24 protein-coding genes and 1 pseudogene are annotated in these 25235 nt (G+C 74.9%); 9 read left to right on the top strand and 16 right to left on the bottom strand.

The genetic code is table 11. From position 1 onward, the window contains the following. Positions 1-43: 43 nt before the first annotated feature. Both ACZ7MX_RS27015 and ACZ7MX_RS27010 read right to left on the bottom strand, forming a co-directional pair. Entirely contained in the window at positions 44-316 is a 273-nt protein-coding gene (locus ACZ7MX_RS27015) for a GlsB/YeaQ/YmgE family stress response membrane protein (protein ID WP_030411749.1), read from the bottom strand. Between the two features lie 136 nt (positions 317-452). Beyond that, the gene (locus ACZ7MX_RS27010) at positions 453-1271 is read right to left on the bottom strand and encodes an NAD-dependent epimerase/dehydratase family protein (protein ID WP_472135830.1); all 819 of its coding nucleotides are present in this window, start codon (positions 1269-1271) and stop codon (positions 453-455) included. 311 nt (positions 1272-1582) lie between these two features. On the opposite strand from ACZ7MX_RS27010, the gene ACZ7MX_RS27005 reads away from it, so the two are divergent. Both ACZ7MX_RS27005 and ACZ7MX_RS27000 read left to right on the top strand, forming a co-directional pair. Further along, the gene (locus tag ACZ7MX_RS27005; protein WP_472135829.1) at positions 1583-2554 is read left to right on the top strand and encodes a 5-dehydro-4-deoxyglucarate dehydratase; all 972 of its coding nucleotides are present in this window, start codon (positions 1583-1585) and stop codon (positions 2552-2554) included. Next, a complete protein-coding gene (locus ACZ7MX_RS27000) occupies positions 2554-3786 on the top strand; it encodes a hypothetical protein (RefSeq protein WP_472135828.1) in 1233 nt (410 codons plus the stop codon). Before ACZ7MX_RS27005 ends, ACZ7MX_RS27000 begins: the two co-directional genes overlap by 1 nt. Here ACZ7MX_RS27000 and ACZ7MX_RS26995 read toward each other — a convergent pair. The 3 genes from ACZ7MX_RS26995 to ACZ7MX_RS26985 form a co-directional block, all read right to left on the bottom strand. Continuing rightward, complete coding sequence (locus ACZ7MX_RS26995; protein WP_472135827.1) at positions 3758-4498, bottom strand: response regulator transcription factor; 741 nt, start codon at positions 4496-4498, stop codon at positions 3758-3760. The genes ACZ7MX_RS27000 and ACZ7MX_RS26995 overlap by 29 nt on opposite strands. Then, entirely contained in the window at positions 4495-5811 is a 1317-nt protein-coding gene (locus ACZ7MX_RS26990; RefSeq protein ID WP_472135826.1) for a sensor histidine kinase, read from the bottom strand. The genes ACZ7MX_RS26995 and ACZ7MX_RS26990 overlap by 4 nt, the downstream gene beginning before the upstream one ends. A gap of 97 nt (positions 5812-5908) precedes the next feature. Continuing rightward, entirely contained in the window at positions 5909-6679 is a 771-nt protein-coding gene (locus ACZ7MX_RS26985; RefSeq protein ID WP_472135825.1) for an IclR family transcriptional regulator, read from the bottom strand. Between the two features lie 228 nt (positions 6680-6907). Between ACZ7MX_RS26985 and ACZ7MX_RS26980 the strand changes: the two genes are divergently transcribed. Further along, positions 6908-8467 carry an aldehyde dehydrogenase (NADP(+)) gene (locus tag ACZ7MX_RS26980; protein WP_472135824.1) on the top strand — a complete coding sequence of 520 codons (1560 nt, stop codon included), beginning with the start codon at positions 6908-6910 and terminating at the stop codon, positions 8465-8467. Between the two features lie 8 nt (positions 8468-8475). Beyond that, the gene (locus tag ACZ7MX_RS26975; protein ID WP_472135823.1) at positions 8476-9078 is read left to right on the top strand and encodes a GNAT family N-acetyltransferase; all 603 of its coding nucleotides are present in this window, start codon (positions 8476-8478) and stop codon (positions 9076-9078) included. Here ACZ7MX_RS26975 and ACZ7MX_RS26970 read toward each other — a convergent pair. Continuing rightward, positions 8996-9709 (bottom strand): class I SAM-dependent methyltransferase, encoded by a 714-nt coding sequence (locus tag ACZ7MX_RS26970; protein WP_472135822.1) that lies wholly within the window; start codon positions 9707-9709, stop codon positions 8996-8998. The genes ACZ7MX_RS26975 and ACZ7MX_RS26970 overlap by 83 nt on opposite strands. Before the next feature lie 80 nt (positions 9710-9789). Between ACZ7MX_RS26970 and ACZ7MX_RS26965 the strand changes: the two genes are divergently transcribed. The 3 genes from ACZ7MX_RS26965 (at position 9790) to ACZ7MX_RS26955 (ending at position 12813) form a co-directional block, all read left to right on the top strand. Further along, positions 9790-10494: a DsbA family oxidoreductase gene (locus ACZ7MX_RS26965; protein ID WP_472135821.1), complete on the top strand. Its 705-nt coding sequence runs from the start codon at positions 9790-9792 to the stop codon at positions 10492-10494. Between the two features lie 82 nt (positions 10495-10576). After that, the gene (locus ACZ7MX_RS26960) at positions 10577-11644 is read left to right on the top strand and encodes an aminotransferase class V-fold PLP-dependent enzyme (protein WP_472135820.1); all 1068 of its coding nucleotides are present in this window, start codon (positions 10577-10579) and stop codon (positions 11642-11644) included. Between the two features lie 101 nt (positions 11645-11745). After that, positions 11746-12813: an alkene reductase gene (locus ACZ7MX_RS26955; RefSeq protein ID WP_472135819.1), complete on the top strand. Its 1068-nt coding sequence runs from the start codon at positions 11746-11748 to the stop codon at positions 12811-12813. A gap of 138 nt (positions 12814-12951) precedes the next feature. On the opposite strand, the gene thpD is transcribed toward ACZ7MX_RS26955, so the two are convergent. The 4 genes from thpD to ectA form a co-directional block, all read right to left on the bottom strand. Beyond that, entirely contained in the window at positions 12952-13851 is a 900-nt protein-coding gene (gene thpD, locus ACZ7MX_RS26950; protein ID WP_472135818.1) for an ectoine hydroxylase, read from the bottom strand. 95 nt (positions 13852-13946) lie between these two features. Next, positions 13947-14363, bottom strand: coding sequence for an ectoine synthase (locus ACZ7MX_RS26945; RefSeq protein WP_472135817.1), 417 nt, complete (start codon positions 14361-14363; stop codon positions 13947-13949). Positions 14364-14419: 56 nt separating this feature from the next. Next, positions 14420-15688 (bottom strand): diaminobutyrate--2-oxoglutarate transaminase, encoded by a 1269-nt coding sequence (gene ectB / locus ACZ7MX_RS26940; protein ID WP_351541094.1) that lies wholly within the window; start codon positions 15686-15688, stop codon positions 14420-14422. A 126-nt stretch (positions 15689-15814) separates the two neighbouring features. Beyond that, positions 15815-16381 (bottom strand): diaminobutyrate acetyltransferase, encoded by a 567-nt coding sequence (ectA, locus tag ACZ7MX_RS26935; protein WP_030799264.1) that lies wholly within the window; start codon positions 16379-16381, stop codon positions 15815-15817. Between the two features lie 576 nt (positions 16382-16957). Here ectA and ACZ7MX_RS26930 point away from each other — a divergent pair. Next, a complete protein-coding gene (locus ACZ7MX_RS26930; protein ID WP_472136001.1) occupies positions 16958-18049 on the top strand; it encodes an amidohydrolase family protein in 1092 nt (363 codons plus the stop codon). Positions 18050-18068: 19 nt separating this feature from the next. On the opposite strand, the pseudogene ACZ7MX_RS26925 reads toward ACZ7MX_RS26930, so the two are convergent. Continuing rightward, positions 18069-18994, bottom strand: a pseudogene (locus ACZ7MX_RS26925) (bile acid:sodium symporter family protein). Positions 18995-19385: 391 nt separating this feature from the next. Here ACZ7MX_RS26925 and ACZ7MX_RS26920 point away from each other — a divergent pair. Further along, positions 19386-20399, top strand: coding sequence for an SCO1860 family LAETG-anchored protein (locus ACZ7MX_RS26920; RefSeq protein ID WP_472135816.1), 1014 nt, complete (start codon positions 19386-19388; stop codon positions 20397-20399). Between the two features lie 177 nt (positions 20400-20576). Here the strand turns inward: ACZ7MX_RS26920 and cobC are convergent, their stop codons facing one another. Genes cobC through ACZ7MX_RS26895 form a run of 5 tightly spaced genes read right to left on the bottom strand, consistent with a single transcriptional unit; the run spans position 20577 to position 25222 of the window. Then, positions 20577-21674 (bottom strand): Rv2231c family pyridoxal phosphate-dependent protein CobC, encoded by a 1098-nt coding sequence (gene cobC, locus ACZ7MX_RS26915; protein ID WP_472136000.1) that lies wholly within the window; start codon positions 21672-21674, stop codon positions 20577-20579. Between the two features lie 29 nt (positions 21675-21703). Then, positions 21704-22585 carry a sirohydrochlorin chelatase gene (locus ACZ7MX_RS26910; RefSeq protein ID WP_472135815.1) on the bottom strand — a complete coding sequence of 294 codons (882 nt, stop codon included), beginning with the start codon at positions 22583-22585 and terminating at the stop codon, positions 21704-21706. Further along, a complete protein-coding gene (locus tag ACZ7MX_RS26905; protein WP_472135814.1) occupies positions 22582-23175 on the bottom strand; it encodes a cobalamin biosynthesis protein in 594 nt (197 codons plus the stop codon). Before ACZ7MX_RS26905 ends, ACZ7MX_RS26910 begins: the two co-directional genes overlap by 4 nt. After that, complete coding sequence (locus tag ACZ7MX_RS26900) at positions 23172-23840, bottom strand: VOC family protein (protein WP_472135813.1); 669 nt, start codon at positions 23838-23840, stop codon at positions 23172-23174. The genes ACZ7MX_RS26905 and ACZ7MX_RS26900 overlap by 4 nt, the downstream gene beginning before the upstream one ends. After that, positions 23837-25222, bottom strand: a complete 1386-nt coding sequence (locus tag ACZ7MX_RS26895; RefSeq protein WP_472135812.1) for a cobyrinate a,c-diamide synthase — start codon at positions 25220-25222, stop codon at positions 23837-23839. The genes ACZ7MX_RS26900 and ACZ7MX_RS26895 overlap by 4 nt, the downstream gene beginning before the upstream one ends. Positions 25223-25235 lie beyond the last annotated feature (13 nt).

The raw sequence follows: 25235 nt of genomic DNA, 5'->3' as shown, positions 1-25235 counted from the left end.
TTTGCGGTTCCATTACCTGCGGCCGGACGGCCGCCGGGCCGTCTCACCGTCGTTCGCGGGAGTTGCCGAACAGCAGCCGGTAGGCGATCAGCAGGACCAGCGCACCGGCGACCGAGGCGATCCACATGGACGGTTCGCCGAAGTCCTTCGGTATCGGGCGGTGCAGGAACTTGGTGGACAGCCAGCCGCCGATGAAGGACCCCACGATGCCGATCAGGGTCGTGCCCACGATCCCGCCCGGGTCGCGCCCCGGCAGCAGGACCTTGGCGATGATGCCCGCGATCAGCCCCAGTACGAGCCAGCTGACGATGCCCATGATGCGTTCCTCGTTCCTGCGCGTGTGTGCGTGCCCGGCGGGGTGCCGGTGCACAGACGAGGACGCCGGCCGGGCGGCGCGGGTTCCGTGCCGTGGTCCGTACCACGCGCGCACCGCCCGGGCCGGCGGCCGGCGCTCAGTGGGGCCATCGGGGCGGGTCGGTGCAGAAGGAGCCACCGAGATGGGCGTGTTCCGGATTGCCGGGGTCCAGTTCCCCCTGGGCGGCGAGGAGTTCCGCGGCGTACGGCTCGGAGTCGTCCCTGGGCTCGTACCCGAGGGCGCGGGCGGACGACAGGTCCCACCACAGGCGGGTGTTGGCGGAGGAACCGTGGACGACGGTGTGGCCGACGTCCGGCGCGGTGAGCGCGGCGTGCAGCAGCCGGGCCGCGTCGGCCGGGCTCAGCCAGATCGACAGCATCCGCACCGTGGTCGGTTCCGGGCAGCAGGAGCCGATCCGGACGGACACGGTCTCGATGCCGTGCAGGTCCCAGTAGAGCGAGGCGAGGTCCTCGCCGAACCCCTTGGAGAGGCCGTAGTAGGTGTCCGGGCGGCGGGGGGTGTCCACCCCGATCGCGCCGGAGCCGTCCGCCGGGCGCGGGGTGAAGCCGACCGCGTGGTTGGAGGAGGCGAAGACGATCCGGCGGACGCCCGCCTCGCGCGCCGCCTCGTAGAGGTGGTAGGTGCCCTCGATGTTGGCGCGCAGGATCTGCTCGAACGGGGCCTCCAGCGAGATCCCGGCGAAGTGGACGATGGCGTCGACCCCGCGCACCGCCTCGCGCAGCGCCTCCTTGTCGGCCAACTCGGCGGTGATGGCCTCCGGTTCGCCCGCTGTGTTCTCGATGGGGCGCTGGTCGAACAGGCGCAGCCGGTACCCGTAGGGCGGCAGCAGTTCGCGCATCAGGGTGCCGAGCCCGCCGGCGGCGCCGGTGAGCAGGACGGTGCGGGGTGTGGTCATGGGTGAGGGGCTCCTCGGGCGGTGGGGTGGCGGACGGCTCCCGTGCGGCACGGACGGGCGCATTCGAGGGCGCATTCCATGGCGGATGGCGCATTCATGTCCGTGGACGCCACACGCTAAGGAGGGCGCCATGACCGGTCAAGACAAGTGACAGATCGGGTAAATCCGCTTGTCATCCCGCCGCTGTCAGGGAAGTTGGGGACCCTTGACCCGTGGAGGTCGACTGCTCTAGCGTGAACGCGGTTCAGGGATATGGACGTCGATCAGTATCGTGCACGTACGCCACGTGCAGGCATGTCAGGGAGAGCCCCGTGACCGCACACCCTCCTCCCGCCGCGGCCGGCCCCCGGCTCGCCGACCGCCTCGACGGACTGCTGTTCTTCCCCGTGACCGCGTACGGCCCCGACGGCACCCTGGACCTGACGGCCTTCCGCACCCACGTACGGAGCGGGATCGACGCGGGCGCCGCCGCGGTCTTCGCCTGCTGCGGCACCGGCGAGTTCCCCGCGCTCGGCCCCGAGGAGTTCGCCGACTGCGTCGCGGCCGCGGTCGAGGAGGCCGCCGGCCGGGTCCCGGTGATCGCCGGCACCGGCTACGGCACCGCGCTCGCCGTCCACTTCGCCCGCCTCGCCCACCGGGCGGGTGCCGACGGACTGCTCGCCCTGCCGCCGTACCTCGTCGTGGCCGGGCAGGACGGCCTGCTGCGGCACTACACCGCCCTCGCCGCCGCCACCGGGCTGCCGGTCATCGTCTACCAGCGCGACAACGCCGTCTTCGCCCCGTCCACCGTCGCCGCCCTGGCCCGCACCCCCGGCATCATCGGCCTCAAGGACGGGCTGGGCGACCTCGATCTGCTGCAGCGCATCATCAGCGCGGTCCGCACCGAAGCCCCCGACGAGGACTTCCTCTACGTCAACGGCCTGCCCACCGCGGAACTCACCGGCCCCGCCTACCGGGGCCTGGGCGTCCACCTCTACTCCTCCGCCGTCTTCGCCTTCGCCCCCGAGATCGCCCGCGCCTTCCACCGGGCGCTCACCACCGGCGACCACGACACCGTGCAACGGCTGCTGGACGGCTTCTACCGGCCGCTGGTCGAACTCCGCCACCAGGGCCGCGGTTACGCCGTCTCGCTGGTCAAGGCGGGGGTCCGGCTGCGCGGCCTGGACGTCGGCGAGGTCCGGCCCCCGCTGTGTGAACCCGCCCCCGCGCACCTGGAGCAGCTGGCCGCACTGCTCGACCACGGCCTGGCGCTGGCCGCGGCGGCACCCGGGACCGGCGCCTGATGCGCGCCGCCGCCTTCCTCTACCCCTGGGACGTCATCGGCGACCCGGACGCCCCGGCACGCCTCGCCGGCCTCGGCATCGACCAGGTGTCCCTGGCCGCCGCCTACCACTCCACCCGCGCCCTCACCCCGCGCCACCCGCGCCATCGCATCGTCACCGCCCGGCACTCCGCCGTCCTCTACCCGCCGGACCCCGCCCACTGGTCCGGCCGGGAGCTCCGCCCCTACGCCCAGGACTGGGTGGCCGAGCCCGACCCCTTTGGCGCGGCGGCCCGGGCGCTGGCCGACGCGGGCCTGGAGGTGCACACCTGGGTCGTCCTGGCGCACAACTCCCGCCTGGGCGGCGAGCATCCGTCCGTCGTGGTCCGCAACGCCTACGGGGACGCCTACCCGTGGGCGCCGTGCATCGCCCGGCCCGAGGTGCGCGGCTACCTCGTCGACCTCGCCGCCGAGGCCGCGGTCCGCCCGGGCGCCCGCGGTACGGAACTGGAGTCCTGCGGCTGGTACGGGCTGGCCCATCTGCACGCCCACGACAAGATCGCCGGAGTGCCGCTGTCCGGCGCCGCGCAGTACCTGATGTCGGTCTGCTTCTGCACCGTGTGCACCGAGGGGTACCGCCAACTCGGCGTATCACCACGGGAGTTGAGGGCGGCGGTGGTGTCCGCCCTGGAGCCGCTCTGGTCGGCGGAGGCGCCGTCCGGGCCGGCCGCCCCTCCGGGGGACCGGGAGGGTGAGTGGGCCGCCGTCGAGGCGCTGCTCGGCGCGGAGCCGGCGGGTGTGCTGCGCACCTGGCGGGACCGCGCCGCCCGTACGCTGCGGCGCGCGGTGGTGGGCGCCGTACGGGCGGCCGCGCCGGGCGGCTTCCGGGTGCTGCTGCACGCCGATCCGGCCACCCACCGCTGCGGCGCGCACCCCGGCGTGGACCCGGCCCAGGCGCTGGCCGACGCGGACGGTGTGGTCCTGCCCTGCACCGGCGGTGCCGCGGCCCGCGCCGCGGCACTCGGCCCGTTCGCCGGCCCGCGCCCCGCGACCGCGACGGTCGCCGCCAACCTCACCATCGTCTCCGGCCTGGGCGGCAGCCCCCGCACCCTGGCCGCCGACGCCGCCCACGCGGCCAGCCTGGGCGCCGGCGAGCTGCACCTGTACCACGCGGGCCTGGCCGGCAACGACGACCTGGCCGCCGTCCGGGAGGGGCTGGCCGAGCTCAGGGACGGGGCGGGGGAGCGGCCGTAGGGCGGACGAACCCGCACTCGTACGCCGTGATGACGGCCTGGGTGCGGTCCCGCACGCCGAGTTTGGCCAGCACGCTCGCCACATGGGTCTTCACCGTGGCGGGGCCGACGCCCAGTCGGTCGGCGATCTCGGCGTTGGTGAGGCCCGCGGTCATCAGCCGCAGCACCGCCCGCTCCCGGTCGGACAGCCGGGTCCGGAGCTGTCGCGCGGTGTCCTCCGCGGCCCGCTGTCCGGCGTGCCGGGCGGCCAGCCGGCGTACCGCGGCCGGGAAGAGCAGCGAGTCGCTGCGCGCCACCAGCCGTACCGCCTGCACCAGTTCGTCCGCGCCGGACCGTTTGAGCAGGAAGCCACTGGCGCCGGCCCGCAGCGCGTCGTAGACGTAGGCGTCGTTCTCGAAGGTCGTCACGACGATGATCCGCGGCGGCTCGGGCATGGTGGCGAGCACCTGCTCGGTCGCCCGGATCCCGTCGATCTCCGGCATCCGCACGTCCATCAGGACCACGTCCGGGCGCAGCGACCGGATCAGCGGCACCGCCTCGGCCCCGGTGGTCGCCTCGCCGACGACCTCCAGGCCGGGCTCGGCGCCCAGGATCGCGCGCAGCGCCGTGCGCACCATCCGCTCGTCGTCGGCGAGCACGATGCGCAGCGGGAGCGGCGGGTGCGGCGGGCCGCCCCCTTCCGCCGACGGCTCCGTGACCGGTCCCTGTGTCATGGTGCGTCCCCCTCCGGCCCGGCCCGTCGTCGGCCCGGCGTCCCGTTCCCCGTGTCATCCGTGGTGTCGTGCGCCCGCTCCGCCAGCGGCAGCCGGGCGGTCAGCCGCCAGGTGCCGTCCTGCGGCCCGGCGGCCGCCTCCCCGCCCAGTAGCCGGGCGCGCTCCGCGATGCCCCGCAGGCCGCGGCCGCCGCCCGTCCGGGGCACTCCCTCCTGCGCCGCCCCGGAAAGCGGGTTCTCCATCCGAAGCGTCAACTCATCGTCGTCCACGCAGAGTTGGAGCCGAACCGGGACCGGGCCGGCGTGCCGCAGGACGTTGCCGAGGCCCTCCTGCACGATGCGGTACGCCTCCCGGGAGACCACCGGCGGCAGTTCGGTGCGGCCGCCCCGCACGGTCGCCTCGACCGGTACGCCCGCCGCCCGGGTCCGCTCCAGCAGTTCCTCCAAGGCGTCCAGGGTGGGTGCGGGCAGCGCCGGGTCGGAGTGGTCCTCCTCGCGCAACAGGCCCAGGACGGTGTCCAGTTCGGCGACCGCGGCGCGGGTGGTGTCCTCGATGGCGGCCAGTGCCCGGCGGGCGAACTCGGGGTCCGCGTCCAGCACCCGGCGGGCCGCGCTCGCCTGGAGGGTGACCGCGCTCAGCGCGTGGCCCACGGCGTCGTGCAGTTCGCGGGCCAGCCGGTTGCGGGACGCCAGGTCGGCGGCGCGGCGTTCGGCCGCGGCCAGCCGGTCGGCGGGGGTGGGCCCCAGCAGCGGCGGGGCGCAGCGGGCCAGCAGGGCCCCGGCCGCCCAGGTGGTGCCGAGGACCAGGCCCAGCAACCCGAGCCCGGCGAGCGGGCCGAGGACGCCCGGCAGGCCCTGCGTCCAGGCCGGTACGGAGTCCCGTAGCGGCGCGGAGAACGGCAGCACCAGCAGCACCAGCGCGGCGGGCGGGGCGGACAGGGTCATCCCGCTGACGATGCCGCCGGCCGTCAGATGCGCCACGAACCACAGCGCGCTGCGCCGGCGGGCCGCCCAGGTGAGCGCCGGTCCGTCGGCCAGCCGCTCCCCGGGCACCCCGCACAGGGACCGTACGGCGGCCACCTCCAGCGGGCGCAGCAGCGGGAAGAGCAGCCCGGCCACCGCGGCGAGCGGCAGCGCGCAGCCGAACGCGGTGAACTGCACGGGCACCTGGCGCAGCGGGTCGGCGCCGGGCCAGAACAGCGGGAGGACGACCGAGGCCAGCAGGTAGAACGGCATCAGGAGCGCGCCGCCCAGGATCAGGTGGACCCAGCGGCCGCCCCTCAGCCGCGGCCCCGGCCGGACGTGACCTTTCATGCCCGCAAGCCTTCCGCCCGGCCGGGCCGGGCACCTCGGCCCCGCCGACGATCCGCCTCCGCCGTGCGGGGGAGGGCCACCCGGCCCGGGTGGCGCCTCACAGCCGCCGGGTCGCCAGGGTCAGCCGGTCGCGGGCGTCGAACAGGGTGTCCTTGATCATCTGCTCATGGTCCGGGGTCAGCCGGGCCACCGGCACCGAGCAGCTGATCGCGTCCCGGGCCGGGGTGCGGTAGGGGATCGCCACCCCGAAGCAGCGCAGGCCCAGGGTGTTCTCCTCGCGGTCGACCGCGTAGCCCTGCTCGCGCACCGCGTGCAGCTCCTCGATGAGCTGTTCGCGGTCGGTGATCGTGTGCTCGGTCAGCTGCGCGAGGGTGGGCGGCAGCATCGCCCGTACCTGATCGTCGGGGTACGTGGCGAGCAGCGCCTTGCCCAGCGAGGTGGAGTGCGCGGGCAGCCGCCGGCCGACCCGGGTGAACGGGCGCAGGTAGTGCTGCGACTGCCGGGTGGCGAGGTAGACCACGTTGGTGCCGTCGAGGCGGGCGAGGTGGATGGTCTCGGTGGTGTCGTCGGAGAGCCGGTCCAGGGTCGGCCGGGCCACCGCGACCACCTCGTCGCCGTCGATGTACGACGTGCCGACCAGCAGCGCGCGGACGCCGATGCCGTACCGGGTGCCGGTCGCGTCGGTCTCCACCCAGCCGAGGTCGACGAGGGTGCGCAGCAGCATGTAGAGGCTGGACTTCGGGTAGCCGACGGCTTCCTGGACGGAGGCGAGGGAATGCATACCGGGGCTGCCCGCGAAGTGCTCCAGCAGTTCCACCGTCCGCACCGCGGACTTGACCTGCGCTCCTCCGGAATCGGCAGCTGACATCGCCCTTGACCCCTCTGTTCGGACAGCCATAGAGTCCCGTTTGTTCAAGATCTGGGACGGCGTTCAGCATATCGAACGGTGTCCGGTCCGCTGCAAGGTCCGGGCGGCTCCGGAAACCGGCCCCGCGCCGGGGCCGGGGGAGTCCCGGACCGCACCCGCGACGGGCCCGGACACGACCCGGCACGGCACAGTACGACCCGGCACGGCATCACCCAGGAGGAATGCACGGTGGCAGCGGCAGCACCAGTCTGGAGTGTCGACCCCCGAACCGGGAAGCGGCGGGAGCAGGTTGCGGTGGAGGCCACAGCGGCCGAGGTGGACGGCGCGGTCCGCGCCGCGCACGCCGCCCGGGAGGCGCTGGCCGACCGGGGGGTGCGGGCCGCGCTGCTGCGCCGCGCCGCCGGCCTGCTCGACGAGGCGGGCGAGGCGGTCATCGAGGCCGCCGACGCCGAGACCGCGCTCGGCCCCGGCCGGCTCACCGGCGAACTCGCCCGCACGACCTACCAGTTGCGGTCCTTCGCGGACCTCGTCGAAGAGGGCGCGTTCCTCGACGTACGGATCGACCACGCCGACCCCGGCCTCACCCCGCCCCGGCCCGACCTGCGCCGCTACAAGATCCCGCTGGGCGTGGTCGCGGTCTACTCCGCCAGCAACTTCCCGCTGGCCTTCTCCGTCCCCGGCGGCGACACCGCCAGCGCCCTCGCGGCCGGCTGCCCGGTCGTCGTCAAGGCGCACCCGGACCACCCCGCCACCTCCGAACTGTGCGCCGCGCTGCTGCGCCGCGCCGCCGACGAGACCGGGCTGCCGGCCGGCGTGCTGCACCTCGTCCACGGCTTCCAGGCCGGGATCGACCTGGTCCGCCACCCGCTGGTGGCCGCGGCCGGCTTCACCGGCTCGGTGCGCGGCGGCCGCGCCCTGTACGACGCGGCCGCGGCCCGCCCGCACCCGATCCCCTTCCACGGCGAGCTGGGCAGCCTCAACCCGGTCGTGGTCACCGAGGCCGCGGCCGCCGAGCGCGCCGAGCAGATCGGCGCCGGGCTGGCCGGCTCGATGACCCTGGGCACCGGCCAGTTCTGCGTCAAGCCGGGCCTGGTACTGGCGCCGGCCGGGCCGGCCGGGGACCGGCTGCTGAGATCGCTGACCGACGCGGTCAGCGACACCGGGGCGGGGGTGATGCTCGACCGGCGGATGCGCGAGGCGTTCCTCGGCGGCGTCCGCGACCGCGCCGAACTGCCCGACGTCGAGGCCCCGGTGACCCCGGGGGCCGGCAGCGAGCACACCGTCAGCGCCGGCTTCCTCACCGTGCCCGCCGCCCGCCTCACCGCCGAGGGCCCGCACGACCTGCTGCTGGAGGAGTGCTTCGGTCCGGTCACCGTCGTCGCCCGCTACACCGACGAGGCCGAGATCGGCACCGTCCTCGCCCGGCTGCCCGGCAACCTCTCCGCGACCCTCCACCTGAGCGACGCGGAGGCCGCCGGCACGGACGGGGACGGCACCGACGGCGGCGGCCTCGGTGCCCGGCTGCTCGCCCGGGTCACCCCGCTCGCCGGCCGGGTGGTCGTCAACGGCTGGCCGACCGGCGTCGCGGTCGCCCCCGCCCAGCACCACGGCGGCCCCTACCCGGCCACCACCTCGACCGCCACCTCCGTCGGCGGCACCGCCGTGGAACGCTGGCTGCGGCCGGTCGCCTACCAGGACACCCCGCCCGCCCTGCTGCCGCCCGAGCTCCGCGACGGCAACCCCCTCGGGCTGCCGCGCCGGATCGACGGCCGCCCCGAGGGCGGCTGAGGCCCGGCGTGCACCCCGCCCCCGACACGGCCGCCCTCCGGGTCCGCGGCGCGACCCGCGGGGACCTGACGGCGATCGCCGCCCTGCACGCCGGGGCCCGCGCCGCGTACCACAGCGCCCGCCACCCCGGTACGCCCTTCGACACCCCGGCCGAACAGGCCCGCTGGCACGACGCCTGGGCCCGGGTCCTGGACCGCGCCGACACCCCCGCGCTCTGCGCCGAACGGCACGGCACGGTCGTCGGCGCCGCCTCCTACCTCCCGCACGCCTCGACGGCGCCGGGGGAATCCCGCACCGGCACCGCCCGCCCCACCGTCGCGCTCGACCAGCTGCACGTCGCCCCCGCCCACTGGGGCACCGGCGTCGGCCGCGCGCTGCACACCGCCTGTCTGCGCGCCTGGCGCACGGCCGGATTCTCCCGCGCCGTCCTCGACGTCCTCTGGCACAACCACCGCGCCCGCACCTTCTACGACCGGCTCGGCTGGCGCCCCGACCCGGACCGCCGCCCCGCCCCCGACGCCACCCACCTCACTCTGGCGCTGGACCTGACCGGCCCGGCTCCGGACGCCCCACCCCCGGAGCCGCCGGAGCCGCCGTCCTCCGGGCGATGAGCTGCAGCCGCTCGGCCCGCCGCCCGTCCAGCGTCCCCACCGACCCGGACCGCTCCGCCACCACCGAGAAACCCGCCGCCCGCACCAGCCCCCGCAGCCGCTCGGGGGTGTGGTGCCGGAACACCCCGCCGTCGGGCGTCCCGAACACCCCGAACGTGCCGTACCGGTCCGCGAACCGCCGGTACCGCTCCTGGTTGAACGCATCGTCCTGCAGCGGCACATCGCTCACGTACAGCACCCCGCCCGGCCGCACCAGCCGCCCCAGCTCCCCGGCGATCGCCTCCTGGTCCGCGTCCCGGGGCACGCAGGTGAGCACCGCGAACAGCAGCGCCGCGTCGAAGGACCCGGCCCCGAACGGCAGCGGCAGCCCGGGATGGTGCCGCAGGTCCAGCTCCGGGTGCTCCCGCCGCCCCCGCGCGATCAGCGCCGCCGAGACGTCCACCCCGCACACCCCGCGGTACCCCAGCCCCGCCAGCTCGGCGGTCAGCCGCCCGTAGCCGCAGCCGTAGTCCAGCACCCGCGCCTCCCGCGGCACGTAGGCGTCCAGCAGGGCCGGATCGAGCGGGTGGGTGAAGGTCTTCGCGGAGCCGGTCGTCTCCCAGAACCCGAGGAATCCCTGTGGCGAGGTCATGTCCGGACGGTACCCGCGGAATAGCCCGGCGCCCCGCGCGGTTGCACCCACGAACACGTCCCGACGAGGAAAGTCAGCACATGCGCGTCGAAATCTGGTCCGACATCGCCTGCCCCTGGTGCTACATCGGCAAGGCCCGCTTCGAGGCCGGGCTCGCCGCGTTCGCGCACCGCGACGAGGTCGAGGTGGTGCACCGCTCCTTCGAGCTCGACCCGAAGGCGCCGGCCGCCTCGGACGTCCCGGTGCTCGACATGCTCGCCGCCAAGTACGGCGTCAGCCGCGCCCAGGCCGAGCAGATGGAGGCCCGGGTCGCCGCCGCGGCCGCCCAGGAGGGCCTGGACTACCGGTCCGACCGCATCCACGGCAACACCTTCGACCTGCACCGCCTGCTGCACCTGGCGAAGGCGCACGGCCGCCAGGAGGCGCTGCTCGACGCCTTCTACCGCGCCAACTTCGCCGAGGCCCGGCCGCTCGGCGACCCCGCCGTCCTCGCCGAGCTCGCCACCGGCGCCGGGCTGCCCGCCGACGAGGTCGCCCGGGTGCTCGCCGACCCCGACGCGTACGCCCGCGAGGTGCGCGCCGACGAGCGGGCGGCGGCCGAGCTGGGCGCCACCGGCGTCCCGTTCTTCGTCATCGACCGCCGCTACGGCATCTCGGGCGGCCAGCCCGCCGAGGTCTTCCGGCAGGCCCTGGAGCGGGCCCACGCCGACGACGTGGTGGAGCTCGTGCCGGCCGGTGACGCGGAGGTCTGCGGGCCGGACGGCTGCGCGGTGCCTCACAGCTGACCGCCGGCCGGCGGCCGACCGGGCACGACCACGGACCGGAACACCGTGGACGGAGCGTGCCCCGCCGAGCACAGTGGGGGGCATGCAGCGACATGAGCCACTCGGCGGGGCCGAATTCGCGCCCGAGACGACCTATCTGAACTCCGCCTCCAGCGGACTGCTCCCCCGGCGCAGCGCCGACGCCCTGCGCGCGGCCGTCGAGGAGGCCACCTCCTACGGCACGATGGGCCGCGACTACTTCGCCGCGCCCGCCGCCGCCCGGGCCGCCTTCGCCCGGCTGCTGGACATCCCCGCCGAGCGCGTCGCCATCGGCAGCTCGGTCGCGGTGCAGTCCGCGGTCGTCGCCGCCTCGCTCCCGCCCGGCAGCGAAGTCCTCGCCCCCGAGGGCGACTTCAGCTCCCTGGTCAACCCGCTCGGCACCCACCCGGACCTCACCCTGCGCACCGTGCCGCTGGAGGCCCTGGCCGACGAGGTGCGCCCCGGCACGGCCCTGGTCGCCTTCAGCGCCGTGCAGTCCCTCGACGGCCGGATCGCCGACCTCGCGGCGGTGCGCGAGGCCGCGGCGGCCCACGGGGCGCTCACCTACCTCGACGCCACCCAGGCCGCCGGCTGGCTGCCGCTGCGCGCCACCGACTACGACTTCCTGGTCTGCGGCGCGTTCAAATGGCTGCTCTGCCCGCGCGGCACGACGTTCATGGCCTTCGGCGGCGACCGCGGCGGACCCGGCACCGGCCCCGACTGGCCGGCGCCGCACGCCGGCTGGGTGGCCGGGGAGGACATCGGCGAGTCCAACTACGGCCTGATCCGGCCGGCCGCCACCGCCCGCCGCTACGACGAACCGCACGCCCACTTCGCGTACATCGGCGCCGCGGCGTCCCTCGGCCTCATCGAGGAACTGGGCGTGGCCGCCGTCCACGCGCACAACACCGCGCTCGCCGACCAGTACCGCGCCGGACTGGCCGAACGCGGCCTGACCCCGCGCGGCGCGCCCGGCTCGGCGATCGTCTCCGCCCCCGGACCGGCCGACGCCCAGGAGCGGCTGGCCGAGGCCGGCGTACGGATCTCGGTGCGCGGCGGCCTGCTGCGCGCGGCCTTCCACCTCTACAACGGAACGGCCGATGTGGAACGACTGCTGGAGCTGCTGAAATAGCCGGCCGGTGACGGGAATGCCGGGCGGGGGCCGGGGCGTTGGAAGGAGACGAACCGCCCTGGGCAATGCCCCTGCCCCGCACCGTAGTTGAGAGGCCCTCAGTGACCACCGCATTCGAGCCGTTCGAGCTCGCCGGCACTCCGCTCGCCAACCGCCTCGTGATGGCGCCCATGACGCGGAACCGCGCCACCGAGGAGGGCGTTCCCACCCCGTCGATGGTCCGCTACTACACCCAGCGGGCCTCGGCCGGCCTCATCATCACCGAGGCCACCCAGACCGAACCGGCCGGCCGCGGCTACCCGTTGACCCCCGGCCTGCACACCCCCGAGCAGGTCGCCGGATGGCGCGCGGTCACCGACTCCGTGCACGCCGCGGGCGGCAGGATCTTCGCCCAGCTGTGGCACGGCGGCCGCATCGGCCACCCGGTGCTGCTGCCGGACGGCCTGGTGCCGGTGGGGCCCTCCGCGGTCGCCGCGGCCGGCCAGGGCTTCACCCAGGAGGGCCCGACGGACTTCGTCACCCCGCGCGAGCTGACCGGCGAGGAGATAGCCGCGACCATCGCCGGATTCGCCGCGGCGGCCCGCAACGCGATCGAGGCCGGGTTCGACGGCGTGGAGATCCACGGCGCCAACGGCTATCTGATCCACCAGTTCCTGGCGCCCAACGCCAACCTCCGCACCGACGAGTGGGGCGGTTCCGACGAGGCCCGGGCCCGCTTCGCCGTCGAGGTCGTCCGGGCCGTCGCCGACGCCGTCGGGGCGCACCGCACCGGACTGCGGATCTCGCCCGGCAACCCCTTCAACGACATCGCCGAGCCCGCCCCCGAGACCACCTACACCACGCTGATCGAGGCGATCGCCCCGCTGGGCCTGGCCTATCTGCACACCTGCGACGTCCGCGACCCGGACCTGCTGGCCCGGCTGCGCAAGCGCTTCGGCGGCACGTTCCTGCTCAACCCGGCCACCGACGGGCGGCCCACCGGCCCCGAGGAGCTCGGCCTGATCGAGGAGGGTGAGGCCGACCTGCTCGCCTACGGCGCACTGTTCCTCGCCAACCCCGACCTGCCCCGCCGGCTCGCCCTCGGCGGCCCCTTCAACACCCCTGACCGGGCGAGCTTCTACGGCGGCGACGACACCGGCTACCTCGACTACCCGGCGCTGGAGGACTGAGCAGGCGGGCCGGCCGGGCGGCACCCCGGTGGCCCGGCCCCGTCCCGTCACCGTCCTGACACCACAGCGCGGCCGCCGCACAGACCTGCTGTGCGGCGGCCGCGCCACCGGGTACGTCCGCCCGGCTACCTCATACCGCTACTTCACCGGGGTGAAGTCCCGCGCCCCGATGTAGTCCGGGCGCCGGACCGGGGCCGCGAAGGGCTCCACGGCCGTGTTCTCCACGCTGTTGAAGACGATGAAGACATTGCTGCGCGGGTACGGCGTGATGTTGTCGCCGGAGCCGTGCATGGCGTTGCAGTCGAACCACGTCGCCGAGCCGGCCTTGCCGGTGAAGAGGCGGATGCTGTGCTGGTCCGCCATCTTGGTCAGGACCTCGTCCGAAGGGATGCCCGCGTCCTGCATCTGCAGGGACCGCTTGTAGTTGTCCTTCGGCGTCTCGCCCTCGCACCCCACGAAGTACTGGTGCGAACCGGGCATGATCATCAGGCCGCCGTTGGTGTCGTAGTTCTCCGTCAGCGCGATCGAGACCGACACGGTGCGCATGTTCGGCAGCCCGTCCTCGGCGTGCCAGGTCTCGAAGTCCGAGTGCCAGTAGAAGCCGGAGGCACCGAAGCCGGGCTTCACGTTGATCCGCGACTGGTGGACGTAGACGTCCGAGCCGAGGATCTGCCGGGCACGGCCGACCACACGCGGGTCGGCGACCAGCTTGGCGAACACCTCGCTGATCTTGTGCACCTCGAACACCGACCGGACGCTCTGCGACTTCGGCTCGACGATGGAGCGCGGGTCGGCGCGCATCGCCGGGTCGAGCACCAGCCGGTCCAGTTCGGCGCGGTACACCGCGACTTCCTCCGCGGTGAGCAGTTCCCCGATGGCGAAGAAGCCGTCGCGTTCGAAGTCGCTCAGCTCGGACGGCGCGAACGGGCCGGCCGCTCCGGGCTGCGACCACACCACCGGGTCCTTCCGCGGAGTGATCACCTCAAAGGTGCCGCGGGTCGGGTACAGGTCGGCGATGCGCTCGGGTGCGGTGGTCATGGTGTTGCCTTCCTCTCCTCTCGTACGGAATCTGGCATACGGGCGCGCGTTGGTACCTTCCTTGCTCTGCCGGACGGGGCAGGCGGCAGGTCGCCTCAGACCGTCTCGGGCTCGCTGTCCGGTTCGGTGAGAAGCGGGTAGACCCCGTTCTCGTCGTGGTCCTCGCGGCCGGTGACCGGCGGGTTGAAGACGCACAGGCAGCGGAAGTCCTGCTTGATCCGCATGGTGTGCTTCTCATGCCCGTCGAGCAGGTACATCACGCCGGGCGTGATGATGTGCTTCTCGCCGGTCTCGTCGTTGGTCAGCTCGGCCTCGCCCTCGACGCAGACGACGGCCTCGATGTGGTTGGCGTACCACATCGACGTCTCGGTGCCGGCGTACAGGACGGTCTCGTGCAGCGAGAACCCGACCCGCTCCTTGGCGAGCACGATGCGCTTGCTCTCCCAGGTGCCGGACTTGGATTTGACGTGGCGGTCGGTGCCTTCGATGTCCTTGAAGGAGCGGACGATCACGGTGCGGGCTGCCTTTCTGTCGTGACGGTGGTGCGTGCGGTGCCGAACGGCGCCGGTCAGGCGCAGTCGCGGACCGCGCGGCCGAGGATGCGCAGACCCTCGTCCAGTTCCTCTGGGGTGGTGGTCAGGGCCGGCAGCAGCTTGACGACCTCGCTCTGCGGGCCGGAGGTCTCGATCAGCAGGCCCAGCTCGAAGGCGCGCGTGGCGATCTTCCCGGCGAGGTCCTTGTCGTTGCACTCCAGGCCCCACACCAGACCGCGGCCGCGGTACTCGGCGAAGGTGCCCGGGTTCTCCTCGACGATCGCCTTCAGGTGCGCCTCGACGATCTCACCGCGGGCCAGGGTCTGCTTCTCCATCTGACCGTCGGCCCAGTAGGTGTCGAGCGCCGCGGCGGCCGTGACGAAGGCCGGGTTGTTGCCGCGGAAGGTGCCGTTGTGCTCGCCCGGCTCCCAGATGTCCAGCTCCGGCTTGAACAGGGTGAGCGCGAGCGGCAGGCCGTAGCCGCTGATGGACTTCGAGACGGTGACGATGTCCGGCACGATGCCCGCCTCCTCGAAGGAGAAGAAGGCACCCGTGCGGCCGCAGCCCATCTGGATGTCGTCGACGATCAGCAGCATGTCCTGGCGCTCGCACAGGGCGGCCAGCGCGCGCAGCCACTCGGCGCGGGCGACGTTGATGCCGCCCTCGCCCTGCACGGTCTCCACGATCACGGCGGCGGGCTTGTTCAGGCCGGAGCCCTGGTCCTCCAGCAGCCGCTCGAACCACAGGAAGTCCGGGGTCTGGCCGTCGAGGTAGTTGTCGAACGGCATCGGGGTGCCGTGCACCAGCGGGATGCCGGCGCCGGCCCGCTTCATGGAGTTGCCGGTGACCGCGAGGGCGCCCAGCGACATGCCGTGGAAGGCGTTGGTGAAGGACACGATCGACTCGCGGCCCTTGACCTTACGGGCCAGCTTCAGCGCGGCCTCGACCGAGTTGGCGCCCGTCGGGCCCGGGAACATGACCTTGTAGGGCAGGTCGCGCGGCCGCAGGATGATGTTCTGGAACGACTCCAGGAACGCCCGCTTGGCCGTGGTGGACATGTCCAGGCCGTGGGTGATGCCGTCCCGGTCGATGTAGTCGATCAGGGCGCGTTTGAGGACCGGGTTGTTGTGCCCGTAGTTGAGCGACCCGGCGCCGGCGAAGAAGTCGAGGTAGGTGTGGCCGTCCTCGTCGGTGATGCGGCTGCCCTGCGCGCGGTCGAACACGGTGGGCCAGCCACGGCAGTAGCTGCGCACCTCCGACTCCACGGTCTCGAAGACGCTCAGATCGGGCTGGGTGATGGTCACAGCATGCTCCTGGGAGATGAGTGCGAGAGGCGGAAGAAGTCTTTGGGGGGCGGGGTGGCGCCGGCGGGTCGAGGGGTGCCGGTGCCGCACGGCCGTCGCGGCGGCGGTGCCGCGCGGCCCTGGGGACTAGGGCGCGGGCCTGGCCGGGGGCGCGAACGGGCCGATGAGGTGCAGCACCTCCGGCTCGTGGCCCTGCTCGGGGAACAGCCCCGCGTCGAAGAGCACCTCGCGCTGGACCGGCACGGAGTGCCGCTCGCCGAAGGACGCGAACAGCCGGTTGGAGGCGGCGTTGTCGGGGGTGATGGTGGTCTCGACGAAACGGATGCCCAGCTCTTCCCGGGCACGGGTGGTCACCCCGTCCAGGAGGGCGGCCGCCAGCCCCCGGCCCCGGTGCGCCGCGTCGACGGCGACCTGCCAGACGACGAGGGTCTCGGGGCGCTCGGGACGGATGTAGCCGGTCAGGAAGGCGGCCGGCTCACCCTCCGCGTCGCGGGCGACGACGGAGGTGGCGGCGAAGTCCCGACACCACAGGAGGTAGCTGTACGAGGAGTTCAGGTCCAGCGCCTTGGAGTCGCGGGCGATGCGCCAGATCGCGGCTCCGTCCTCCACTCGCGGGGTGTCGAGCTTGAAGCCCTCCGGAAATTCTCCGATATCGCTACGGGCACCTGCATGGTCTGCTTGTGCGGCGGTCATGGGAATTAAATTTACCCAGGGGAAAAGGAAATTGCATCGCGGGGAGGGGTTACGTCGGGCCGCCCGATGTGTTATCGCGCGGGGGCGCCCGGGCGCGCGACGTCGAGTCGGGTTGCCCCGATTTGACCGGGAAGTACGGGGCGAAACGGACGGGCTGTGTGGTCGGTCACAGGTCCGTAACGCCCGCGAGATCGGTCCGAATTACGGACTTCGAGACTAACGGAATCTTGGCGTTTGAGCTGCGGAAAAGCGGGAAGAAGAAGACGGGAAGCTGTACTCGAAGTAATTGGGAATTCGCCACCGGAGACCCTGACGCAAGGCCCGGAAAAAGCTGTGGGACACATCCATGAGAAGCACCGCAAGAACATGCGCCAAGAACGCGCGCGGGGTTTTTCGGAAACATTGCGGCAATAAACGCCTACAGAGCGTCGGCGACTCCCGGGGCGGCGCTCCCCACGGGCCGTCGCCACCGCGTCCCCCGCCCGCCGGCTTTCCCTCCCCGGCCGCCCGGCCACCGCCGTGACCGCCGTCTCCGGCAGGCCCGTCGGCGCCGCCTAGAGTGCCGGTATGACGTCCATGAGCGAAGGTGCGGTGCTGCACCTCAAGGGGAGGGTCCTCGTCGGACCGGACGACGTGCGCGACGAGCTGTGGGTGGTCGGCGGGCGGGTGACCTACGACCGGCCGGCCCTGGCACGCGATGCCACCACCGTGCAGGGCTGGGCGCTGCCCGGCCTGGTCGACGCGCACTGCCACGTGGGCCTGGACGCGCACGGCCCGGTGGACGCGCCCACCAGCGAGAAGCAGGCGCTCACCGACCGTGACGCCGGCACCCTGCTGATCCGGGACGCCGGATCACCCTCCGACACCCGCTGGGTCGACGACCGTGCGGACCTGCCGAAGATCATCCGGGCCGGCCGGCACATCGCCCGCACCAAGCGGTACATCCGCAACTACGCCCATGAGATCGACCCCGAGGACCTGGTCGCCTACGTCGCCCAGGAGGCCCGCCGCGGCGACGGCTGGGTCAAGCTCGTCGGCGACTGGATCGACCGCTCCACGGGGGACCTGGCGGCCTGCTGGCCCAAGGGCGCGGTCGAGGCGGCCATCGCGGAGGCGCACCGCCTGGGCGCCCGGGTGACCGCGCACTGCTTCGCCGAGGAGACCCTCGCCCCGCTCGTCGAGGCCGGCATCGACTGCATCGAGCACGCCACCGGGCTCACCGAGGAGACCATCCCGCTGTTCGCCGAGCGCGGGGTCGCCATCGTCCCCACGCTCGTCAACATCGCCACCTTCCCGCGCCTGGCGGACGCCGGCGCCGGGAAGTTCCCGCGCTGGGCGGACCACATGCGCCGGCTGCACGACCGCCGCTACGACACCGTCCGGGCCGCCTACGACGCCGGGGTGCCCGTCTTCGCCGGCACCGACGCGGGCGGCTCGCTGGCGCACGGCCTGGTCGCCGACGAGGTCGTCGAGCTGACCCGGGCCGGGTTGCCCGCCCGGGCCGCGCTCTCGGCCACCACCTGGGGCGCCCGCGAGTGGCTCGGCCGCCCGGGCCTCACCGAGGGCGCCCCGGCGGACCTGGTGGTCTACGAGAGCGATCCGCGCGAGGACGTCCGGGTGCTGGCGGCGCCGCGCCGGATCGTGCTGCGCGGCGAGGTCGTGGGCTGAGACACCCCTCGGGGCGGGACTACCTCCGGCGGGCCATCCAGGCCGCCACCACCGCGCCCGAGACGTTGTGCCACACCGAGAAGACCGCGGCGGGCAGCGCCGCGGCCGGGCTGAAGTGGGCGGTGGCCAGCGAGGCGGCCAGTCCGGAGTTCTGCATGCCGACCTCGAAGGCCATCGCCCGGCTCGCCGGCCCGCCCAGCCGGGCCAGGCGGCCCGCGGCGTGCCCCAGCGCCAGCCCGAGGCCGTTGTGCAGCACCACGGCCAGCAGCACCGGCAGTGCCGCCTCCTTGATCGCCGGCGCGCTGCCGGAGACCACGACCAGGACGATCACCGCCACGGTCGCCGCGGACAGCCAGGGCAGGGCCCGCAGCAGACGGTCCACGAACCGGCCCGCGACCAGCCGGACCAGCAGGCCCGCCACGACCGGCAGCAGCACCGTCTTCAGGATGTCGGTCACCATGCCCCCGGCGTCCACGGCCAGGAACTGCCCGGCGAGCAGCAGCGTCAGCGCGGGTGTGATCAGCGGCGCGAGCACCGTGGAGACCGTCGCCACCGACACGGACAGCGCGACATCGCCGCGCGCCAGGAACGTCACGACGTTGGACGCGGTCCCGCTGGGCGCGCAGCCGACCAGGACCACCCCGGCCGCCAGTTGCGGTGGCAGGTCCAGCACGGTCGCGATCAGCCAGCCGAGCCCCGGCATGATCACACGTAGTGGGCGACCAGGCCCAGCCCCACCGCCCAGGGCCGCCGGGCGACCGCCGTGACGTCCGGCGGGGTCAGCGTCAGCCCCATCGTGAACATCACCACGCCGAGCAGCCACGGCACCGCGGGCGCCCAGCCGGTGAAGTGCGCCGGCCACAGCAGCCCGACCGCCCCCGCGGCGACCACCAGCAGCGGGAAGACGGTGACCGCACGGCGGGCCGCCCGGTCGGTGGCGGGCAGCTCGCCCGGAGGGGCCGCGGCCGGCTGTTCCTGCCGTGCGTCCGGGTGCTGGCTGTTCTGCTCGATCGACACGGCGGCACCCTATCCGGGGTCTTCGTGTACAGGACAACGAGTTCCGGATCCTGGACGCGGGCCCGGAGCCGGCCCGGGACGGGGCCGGTCGGTCAACGGGGATCACCCGAGAAGTGGGGCGGCTGTGACGGGGGAGATGCGGGGTGCCGCAGGAATCGAACCCGCGCGCGGAAACCACCCTTTGGGATGAACTGACCTCACGTGGCTGCCCGTTCACCCTCGGTACGGACACGATGTGCGGGTCGATGTCGCCGGCCCGCGTGATGTCCCCCATTGGCGCGGCCGGCGACTCCATTTCTCTCGTGGGGGTTCCACACACGTGTCCACCAGTCCCGCCCACTCCTCCGGTGCGCCCCGGCGCCTGGCCGCGGCCGTCGTCGCCACCGCGCTCACGGCCGGTCCCGCCGTGCTGCTCGGCGCCGTGCCGGCGCACGCCACCGGAGGGCACGGCCCGGCCCGTGGCAAGGCCGACGCGGTCGTCCTGCGCACCGGCCTCAACGTCGGCCTGCTCGACAAGACGGTCGACGTCCCGCTGAACGCCGTGCTGAACGAGGTGCACGCGCCCGCCTCGGCCGACAAGACCGCGCTCACCGTGCGGCTCGACGGCATCGACCGGGGCCGCCCGTTCACCGTGCTGCGCGCCGACGCCGCCACCGCCCGCGCCACCACCGGCCGCCAGAAGGCCGAGGGGTACGCCAACCTGCTGCACGCCAAGGTGCGGCTGCCCGGTCTGCCGCTGCTGTCCCTGATCGAGGTCCAGCAGGTCACCGCCAAGGCGGTGTGCGAGGCGGGCCACCGGCCCCGGGCCGAGGCCAACGTCCTCGGCCCCGTCCGCGTCCTCGGCAAGAAGGTCACGCTCACCGCCGGCGGCACGACGGACGTCAAGGTGCCGGGCGTGGGCGACGTACGGCTGGACCTGTCGCAGAAGAGCGTCACCGGAAAGAGCGCCGCGGCCACCGCGCTCCAGCTGAACGTCTCGGTCAACCCGCTCAAGCTCAACGTCGCCGAGGTGCACGGCCGGGTCACCCTCGTCCACGCCGGCTGCACCGCGCCGGACGCCACCACCCCGCCCGCACACGGCGGTTCCGGCGGCACCACCGGAGGCGGCACGAGCGGCGGCGGCACCACCGGCGGCGGGGGTGACAAGCCGGCCGGCGGCGGCACCGAGGTCAACCACAGCGGTGCCGGGAAGACCGGCCCCGACCTCGCCGAGACCGGCGGCAGTTCGGCCACCCCGTACCTCGCCGGCGGTGCCGCGCTGCTGGTCGCGGCCGGCGCCGGGGCACTGGTGCTCACCCGCCGGCGCCGCGCCGCCGCCCCGCAGGGCGGCTGACGGCTCCGTACCCCGTGCCGGTGCTGTGGGGGCACCGGCCGCGGGGTACGGCCCGGGGTGTGCCGTACGGACCGGAGGCGGCCCGTACGGCACACCCCACCCCCGCCGGGGCCCGTCGGAAGCGAAGCGTGGTGCGACGGGACCCGGCGGGCCCGTGCGCCGTCCCGTCGGCCCCGGCTAGCCCAGCACCTCGGCCAGCGCCGTCACGAACCGGTCGGTGGTGGCCCGGTCCCGTACCGCCAGCCGCAGCCAGTCGGGCCCCAGGCCCGGGAAGGTGTCCCCGCGGCGCACCGCGAAACCGCGCGCCCGCAAGCTCTCCCGCACCCCGGCCGCGCCCGGCAGCCGCAGCAGGACGAACGGACCCGCCGCCGGCCCGGCCACCCGGATCTCCCCGAACTCGCCCAGCCGGGCCAGCAGATGGGCCCGGTCCCGGGCGATCTCCTCGGCCGCCGCGGCGGCCTCCGCCAGCGCCGCCGGCGCACTGCACGCCTCCGCGGCGGCCAGCGCCGGACCGGACACCGGCCACAGCGGCTGGGCCCGCTCCAGGTCCGCCACGGTCCCGGGACCGGCCAGGACATAGCCGATCCGCAGCCCCGCCAGCCCCCACGTCTTGGTCAGGGAGCGCAGCACCACCAGCCCCGGCAGATCCGTGCGCCCGGCCAGCGACTCCCGCTCACCGGGCACCGCGTCCATGAACGCCTCGTCCACCACCAGCGTCCGCCCGGGCCGCGCCAGTCGGGCCAGCGCGGCCGCCGGGTGCAGCACCGACGTGGGATTGGTGGGGTTGCCGACCACCACCAGGTCGGCGTCCTCGGGCACCGCGTCCGGATCCAGCCGGAACCCGTCCCGTTCGGAGAGGACCACCCGTTCCACGGCGTGCCCGGCGTCCCGCAGCGCCGCCTCCGGTTCGGTGAACTGCGGGTGCACCACCACCGGTCGGCGGGCCCGCACGGTCCGCGCCAGCAGCACGAACGCCTCCGCCGCCCCGGACGTCAGCAGCACCCGCTCCACGGGCAGCCCGTGCCGCCCGGCCACCGCCCGGCGCGCCGCCCGGCCGTCCGGATAGGCGGCCAGCGAGTCCAGCGACGCGGCGAGGCGCGCCTTGAGCCAGGCCGGGGGAGTGCCGGCCCGGACGTTGACCGCCAGGTCCGTCAACGCGCCGCCGTCGCCCCGCACTTCGGCATCGCCGTGGTGCCGCAGATCGGGCTCGTCCGCCGGGGCGGGGGAGGGGCCGTCCGGGACGGGAGCGGGCGCGGCGGGGCCGGAGCCGCGCAACCGGACCGCGTCGGTGGGCGCCGGCACGGTCACCGCTCCCCGGCGCCCGCCGGCACCCGCTGCGGGCCGTACGGGTCCCCGTCGTCCGCCGCCCGGCCGCCGGCCGGCGGTGCGCCCCCGGCCACCGCCGCGCGGTAGCGCTCCACGACCACCTCGGCCACCTCGGGCCCGGTGCCGAGCACCTGGGCACCGAACACCTCGATGTCCGGGTGCGCCGCGGCCCAGCCCTCGGTCTGCATCCACAGCCGCTCCACCGGACCGTCGGCGAAGAAGGCGTAGGGCAGGACCACGATCCGGGCCGGACCGGCCGCGCCCGGGACCGGCCCGGCCAGCGCCCGGCAGCGGTCCAGCCCGGCCGGTACGTCCGGCGCGGTCTGCCCGACGAACGCGGTCTCCACGCCCGCGAATCCGCGGCCCTCCCAGAGCAGCCGCGCGGCCCGCGCCACCTCGGCGTTGGCATGCGGATCGCTCGCCCCGCGCCCCACCAGCAGCACCGTGGTCCGGGCCCGGTCCTGCGGCGTACGGGCGCCGGCGCCCAGCGCCTCCTCCAGCCGCCGCTCCAGCACGTCCAGCAGCCGCGGGTCCGGGCCGGGTGCGGCGGCGCAGACGTGGCGCAGGCCCGGGTGCCCGGCGGCCGCGCGCTCCAGCGCCGCGGGCAGGGTCTCGGTCCCCGCACCGGTCGGCGCCAGCAGCAGCGGCACCGCGACGAGTTCGGTCACCCCCCGGCCGGCCAGGGCGTCCACGGCGCCGGCCAGTGGCACCGGCGATCCCGGGGCGCCGAAGAACCCGCCGGCGACCGGGACCTCGGGGTGACGCTCGCCGACCGCGCGCACCAGCGCGCGCAGGGCCTCGGCCGCGCCGTCGTCACGGGCGCCGTGACCGGCGATGAGCAGTGCGGGAGGGGTGGTCACGGGGTCTCCTTGCTACCGGTGTCTTCGCCGTCGGGCGCCTTGCCGTCGATGACCGGCCGCCGCCGCTCGGTGCCACGGTGGGGTGGGTCGGGGGAGGTCATGACGATATCGGCACCGGGCGCGGGGGCGGCGGCCGCTCCCTCCCTACCAGCGGTAAGTGCACCGTGGGGCGTTACTGCCACCAGCGCGAGCGCACAGGTCGCCCGGCCGGCCGGCGACTTCCGCTTGCCGGCGAGCAGTTCGGCACCCGGCCCGGCGGCCAGCAGCGCGGCCGCCTCGGCCACGCTCGCCGTCCCCGCGGCGGCCGCCACCACCGCGGACGGAGCCGGCACCGGTACGGCCGCCAGCGCCGCCGCCGGGAACGACCGCAACGGCACCCCCAGCCGCCGCGCCGCCTCCGTCAGTCCGGGCTCGTCCGCCCTCGCCGTCACCGTCGCCAGCGCCAGCACCGGACCGCCGGCACACCCCGCCGCGGTGCGGGCCGCTCCGATCAGCTCCAGGACCTCGGACGCCGGCACGCCGCGGCGCGCCCCCACGCCCACCACCAGAGCCGCCGGCCCGCCCAGGGCACCGGCCGTCCGGCGGCTCATACCGCGCCGGCTCTCCACCCGAACTCCACCCGGCCGTACCGCCCTTCCACGACCGCGGTCAGTTGCACGTCCGGCCCGGCGGTGAGTTCCCCCGGCCACCGGACGCCGAGCGCCGCCCACTCGGCCCGGGCCGCCGCCGGGTCGGGATGCACCGCCCGCAGCGCGACCAGCGGCACCACCGGGAGTCCGGCGGACGGATGCGGGGTGCTGCCCCAGTCCAGCAGGAACGGCGCCGATCCGTCGCCGGCCCCCGGCGGCGTCAACTGCCAGGCGAGCCGGCCGCCGTCCGGTGTCCGGCGGGACATCGCCACCGCCTCGCCCGGGTCGTGGCCGCGCGCCCGTGCCGCGGCCACCCGGGCCGCGATACCGGTGACCCGGGCCGCCCAGGTGACCAGCCGCGGCCCGGTCAGCGCGTCGATGCCGAACCACCGCGGCCCGTCGGGCGCGGGCTGCTCCGGATCGGGCCCGATGATCTCCAGGTACGCCCCGCCGCCCAGCCCCAGCAGGTGGTTGCGGGTCCCGCGGCCGGGATGGCTGCCGCCCGGGACCGGCCCCACGCCGGTCAGCGCGGCCACCTCGGCGACGGTCGCCGCGAGATCGGGGGTGGCGAGGACGAGGTGGTCGAGGACGGCCGGCGGCCCGTCCGTACCGGACCCGCCGGTCACGGGGCGGCCACCGGTGCCCGGCGCGCCGCGCCCGCCACCAGCCGCGCCGCCAGCGACGGTTGGGCCGCCCAGTGCACATGCAGGTACGAGGCGTGCACCCCGCCCGTCACGAAGCCCTCCACCCGACGCTCCGGATGCGTCAGCCCCCAGGCCGGTCCGTCGCCCGCGCCCGGCTCCAGCACCGTGCGGTGGAACTCGTGGCCGCGCACCCGGGTCCCGGCCGCCGCCAGCGCGTTGTCCGCCAGCGCCACCGCCTCCCGGTAGCCCAGCGTGAGGCGTTCGGTCATCCGGGCCTCGGCGGGCAGCACCCCGCACATCGGCTTCCCGTCGATCGCCCGGGACAGGTACAGCAGCCCGGCGCACTCGGCGGACACCGGCGCCCCCGAGGCGGCCAGGCGGGCCACCGCGGCGCGCAGCGGTGCGTTCGCCGACAGGTCCGGCGCGTACACCTCCGGGAAGCCGCCGCCGATCACCAACCCGCGCGTACCGGCCGGCAGTCGCTCGTCCCGCAGCGGATCGAACGGCACCACCTCGGCGCCCGCCGCGGTCAGCAGCTCGGCGTGCTCGGCGTACGCGAAGGTGAACGCGGCACCGCCCGCGACGGCGATCACCGGCCGGCCCCCGGACGCGTCCGGCCGGACCTCCGCCGCCGGGTCCCAGGGCGCGTCCGGCAGCTCCGGCACCGTCCGCGCCAGCGCCAGCAGCGCCTCCATATCGCAGCCCTCGCGCACCCGCGCGGCCAGCTCCCGCACCGACGCGAGGGCCTCGGCCCGGCGTTCGGCCACCGGCACCAGCCCCAGGTGCCGGGACGGCGTACCGGCCCGGCCGTCCCGCCGCAGCGCACCCAGCACCGGCACACCGGAGGACTCCATCGCCTCCCGCAGCAGCGCCTCGTGGCGGTCCGAACCGACCTTGTTGAGGATCACCCCGGCCAGCCGCACCTCCGGGTCCCACGACGCGAAGCCGTGCACCAGCGCGGCCACCGACCGGGACTGCGAGGAGGCGTCCACCACCAGCACCACCGGCGCCCGCAGCAGCTTCGCCACCTGCGCCGTCGACGACAGCTCGCCCATGCCGGACGCCCCGTCGAACAGCCCCATCACGCCCTCGACGACCGCCAGGTCCGCGCCCGCCGCACCGTGCAGGAACAGCGGCGCGATCCGGTCCGGTCCGCACAGGTACGCGTCCAGGTTGCGGCCCGGACGGCCGGTCGCCAGAGAGTGGTAGCCCGGATCGATGTAGTCCGGGCCGACCTTGTGCGGCGAGACCACGAGTCCCGCCTCGGCGAACGCCGCCATCAGACCGGTGGCCACGGTGGTCTTCCCGGCCCCGGACGACGGTGCGGCGATCACCAGCCGGGGAACGGCGCCCCCGCCGCTCATGCTGCACCCACCT

The organism is Streptomyces sp. NPDC107765 (assembly GCF_055657085.1).
This window is presented reverse-complemented; position numbering and strand designations above follow the sequence as displayed.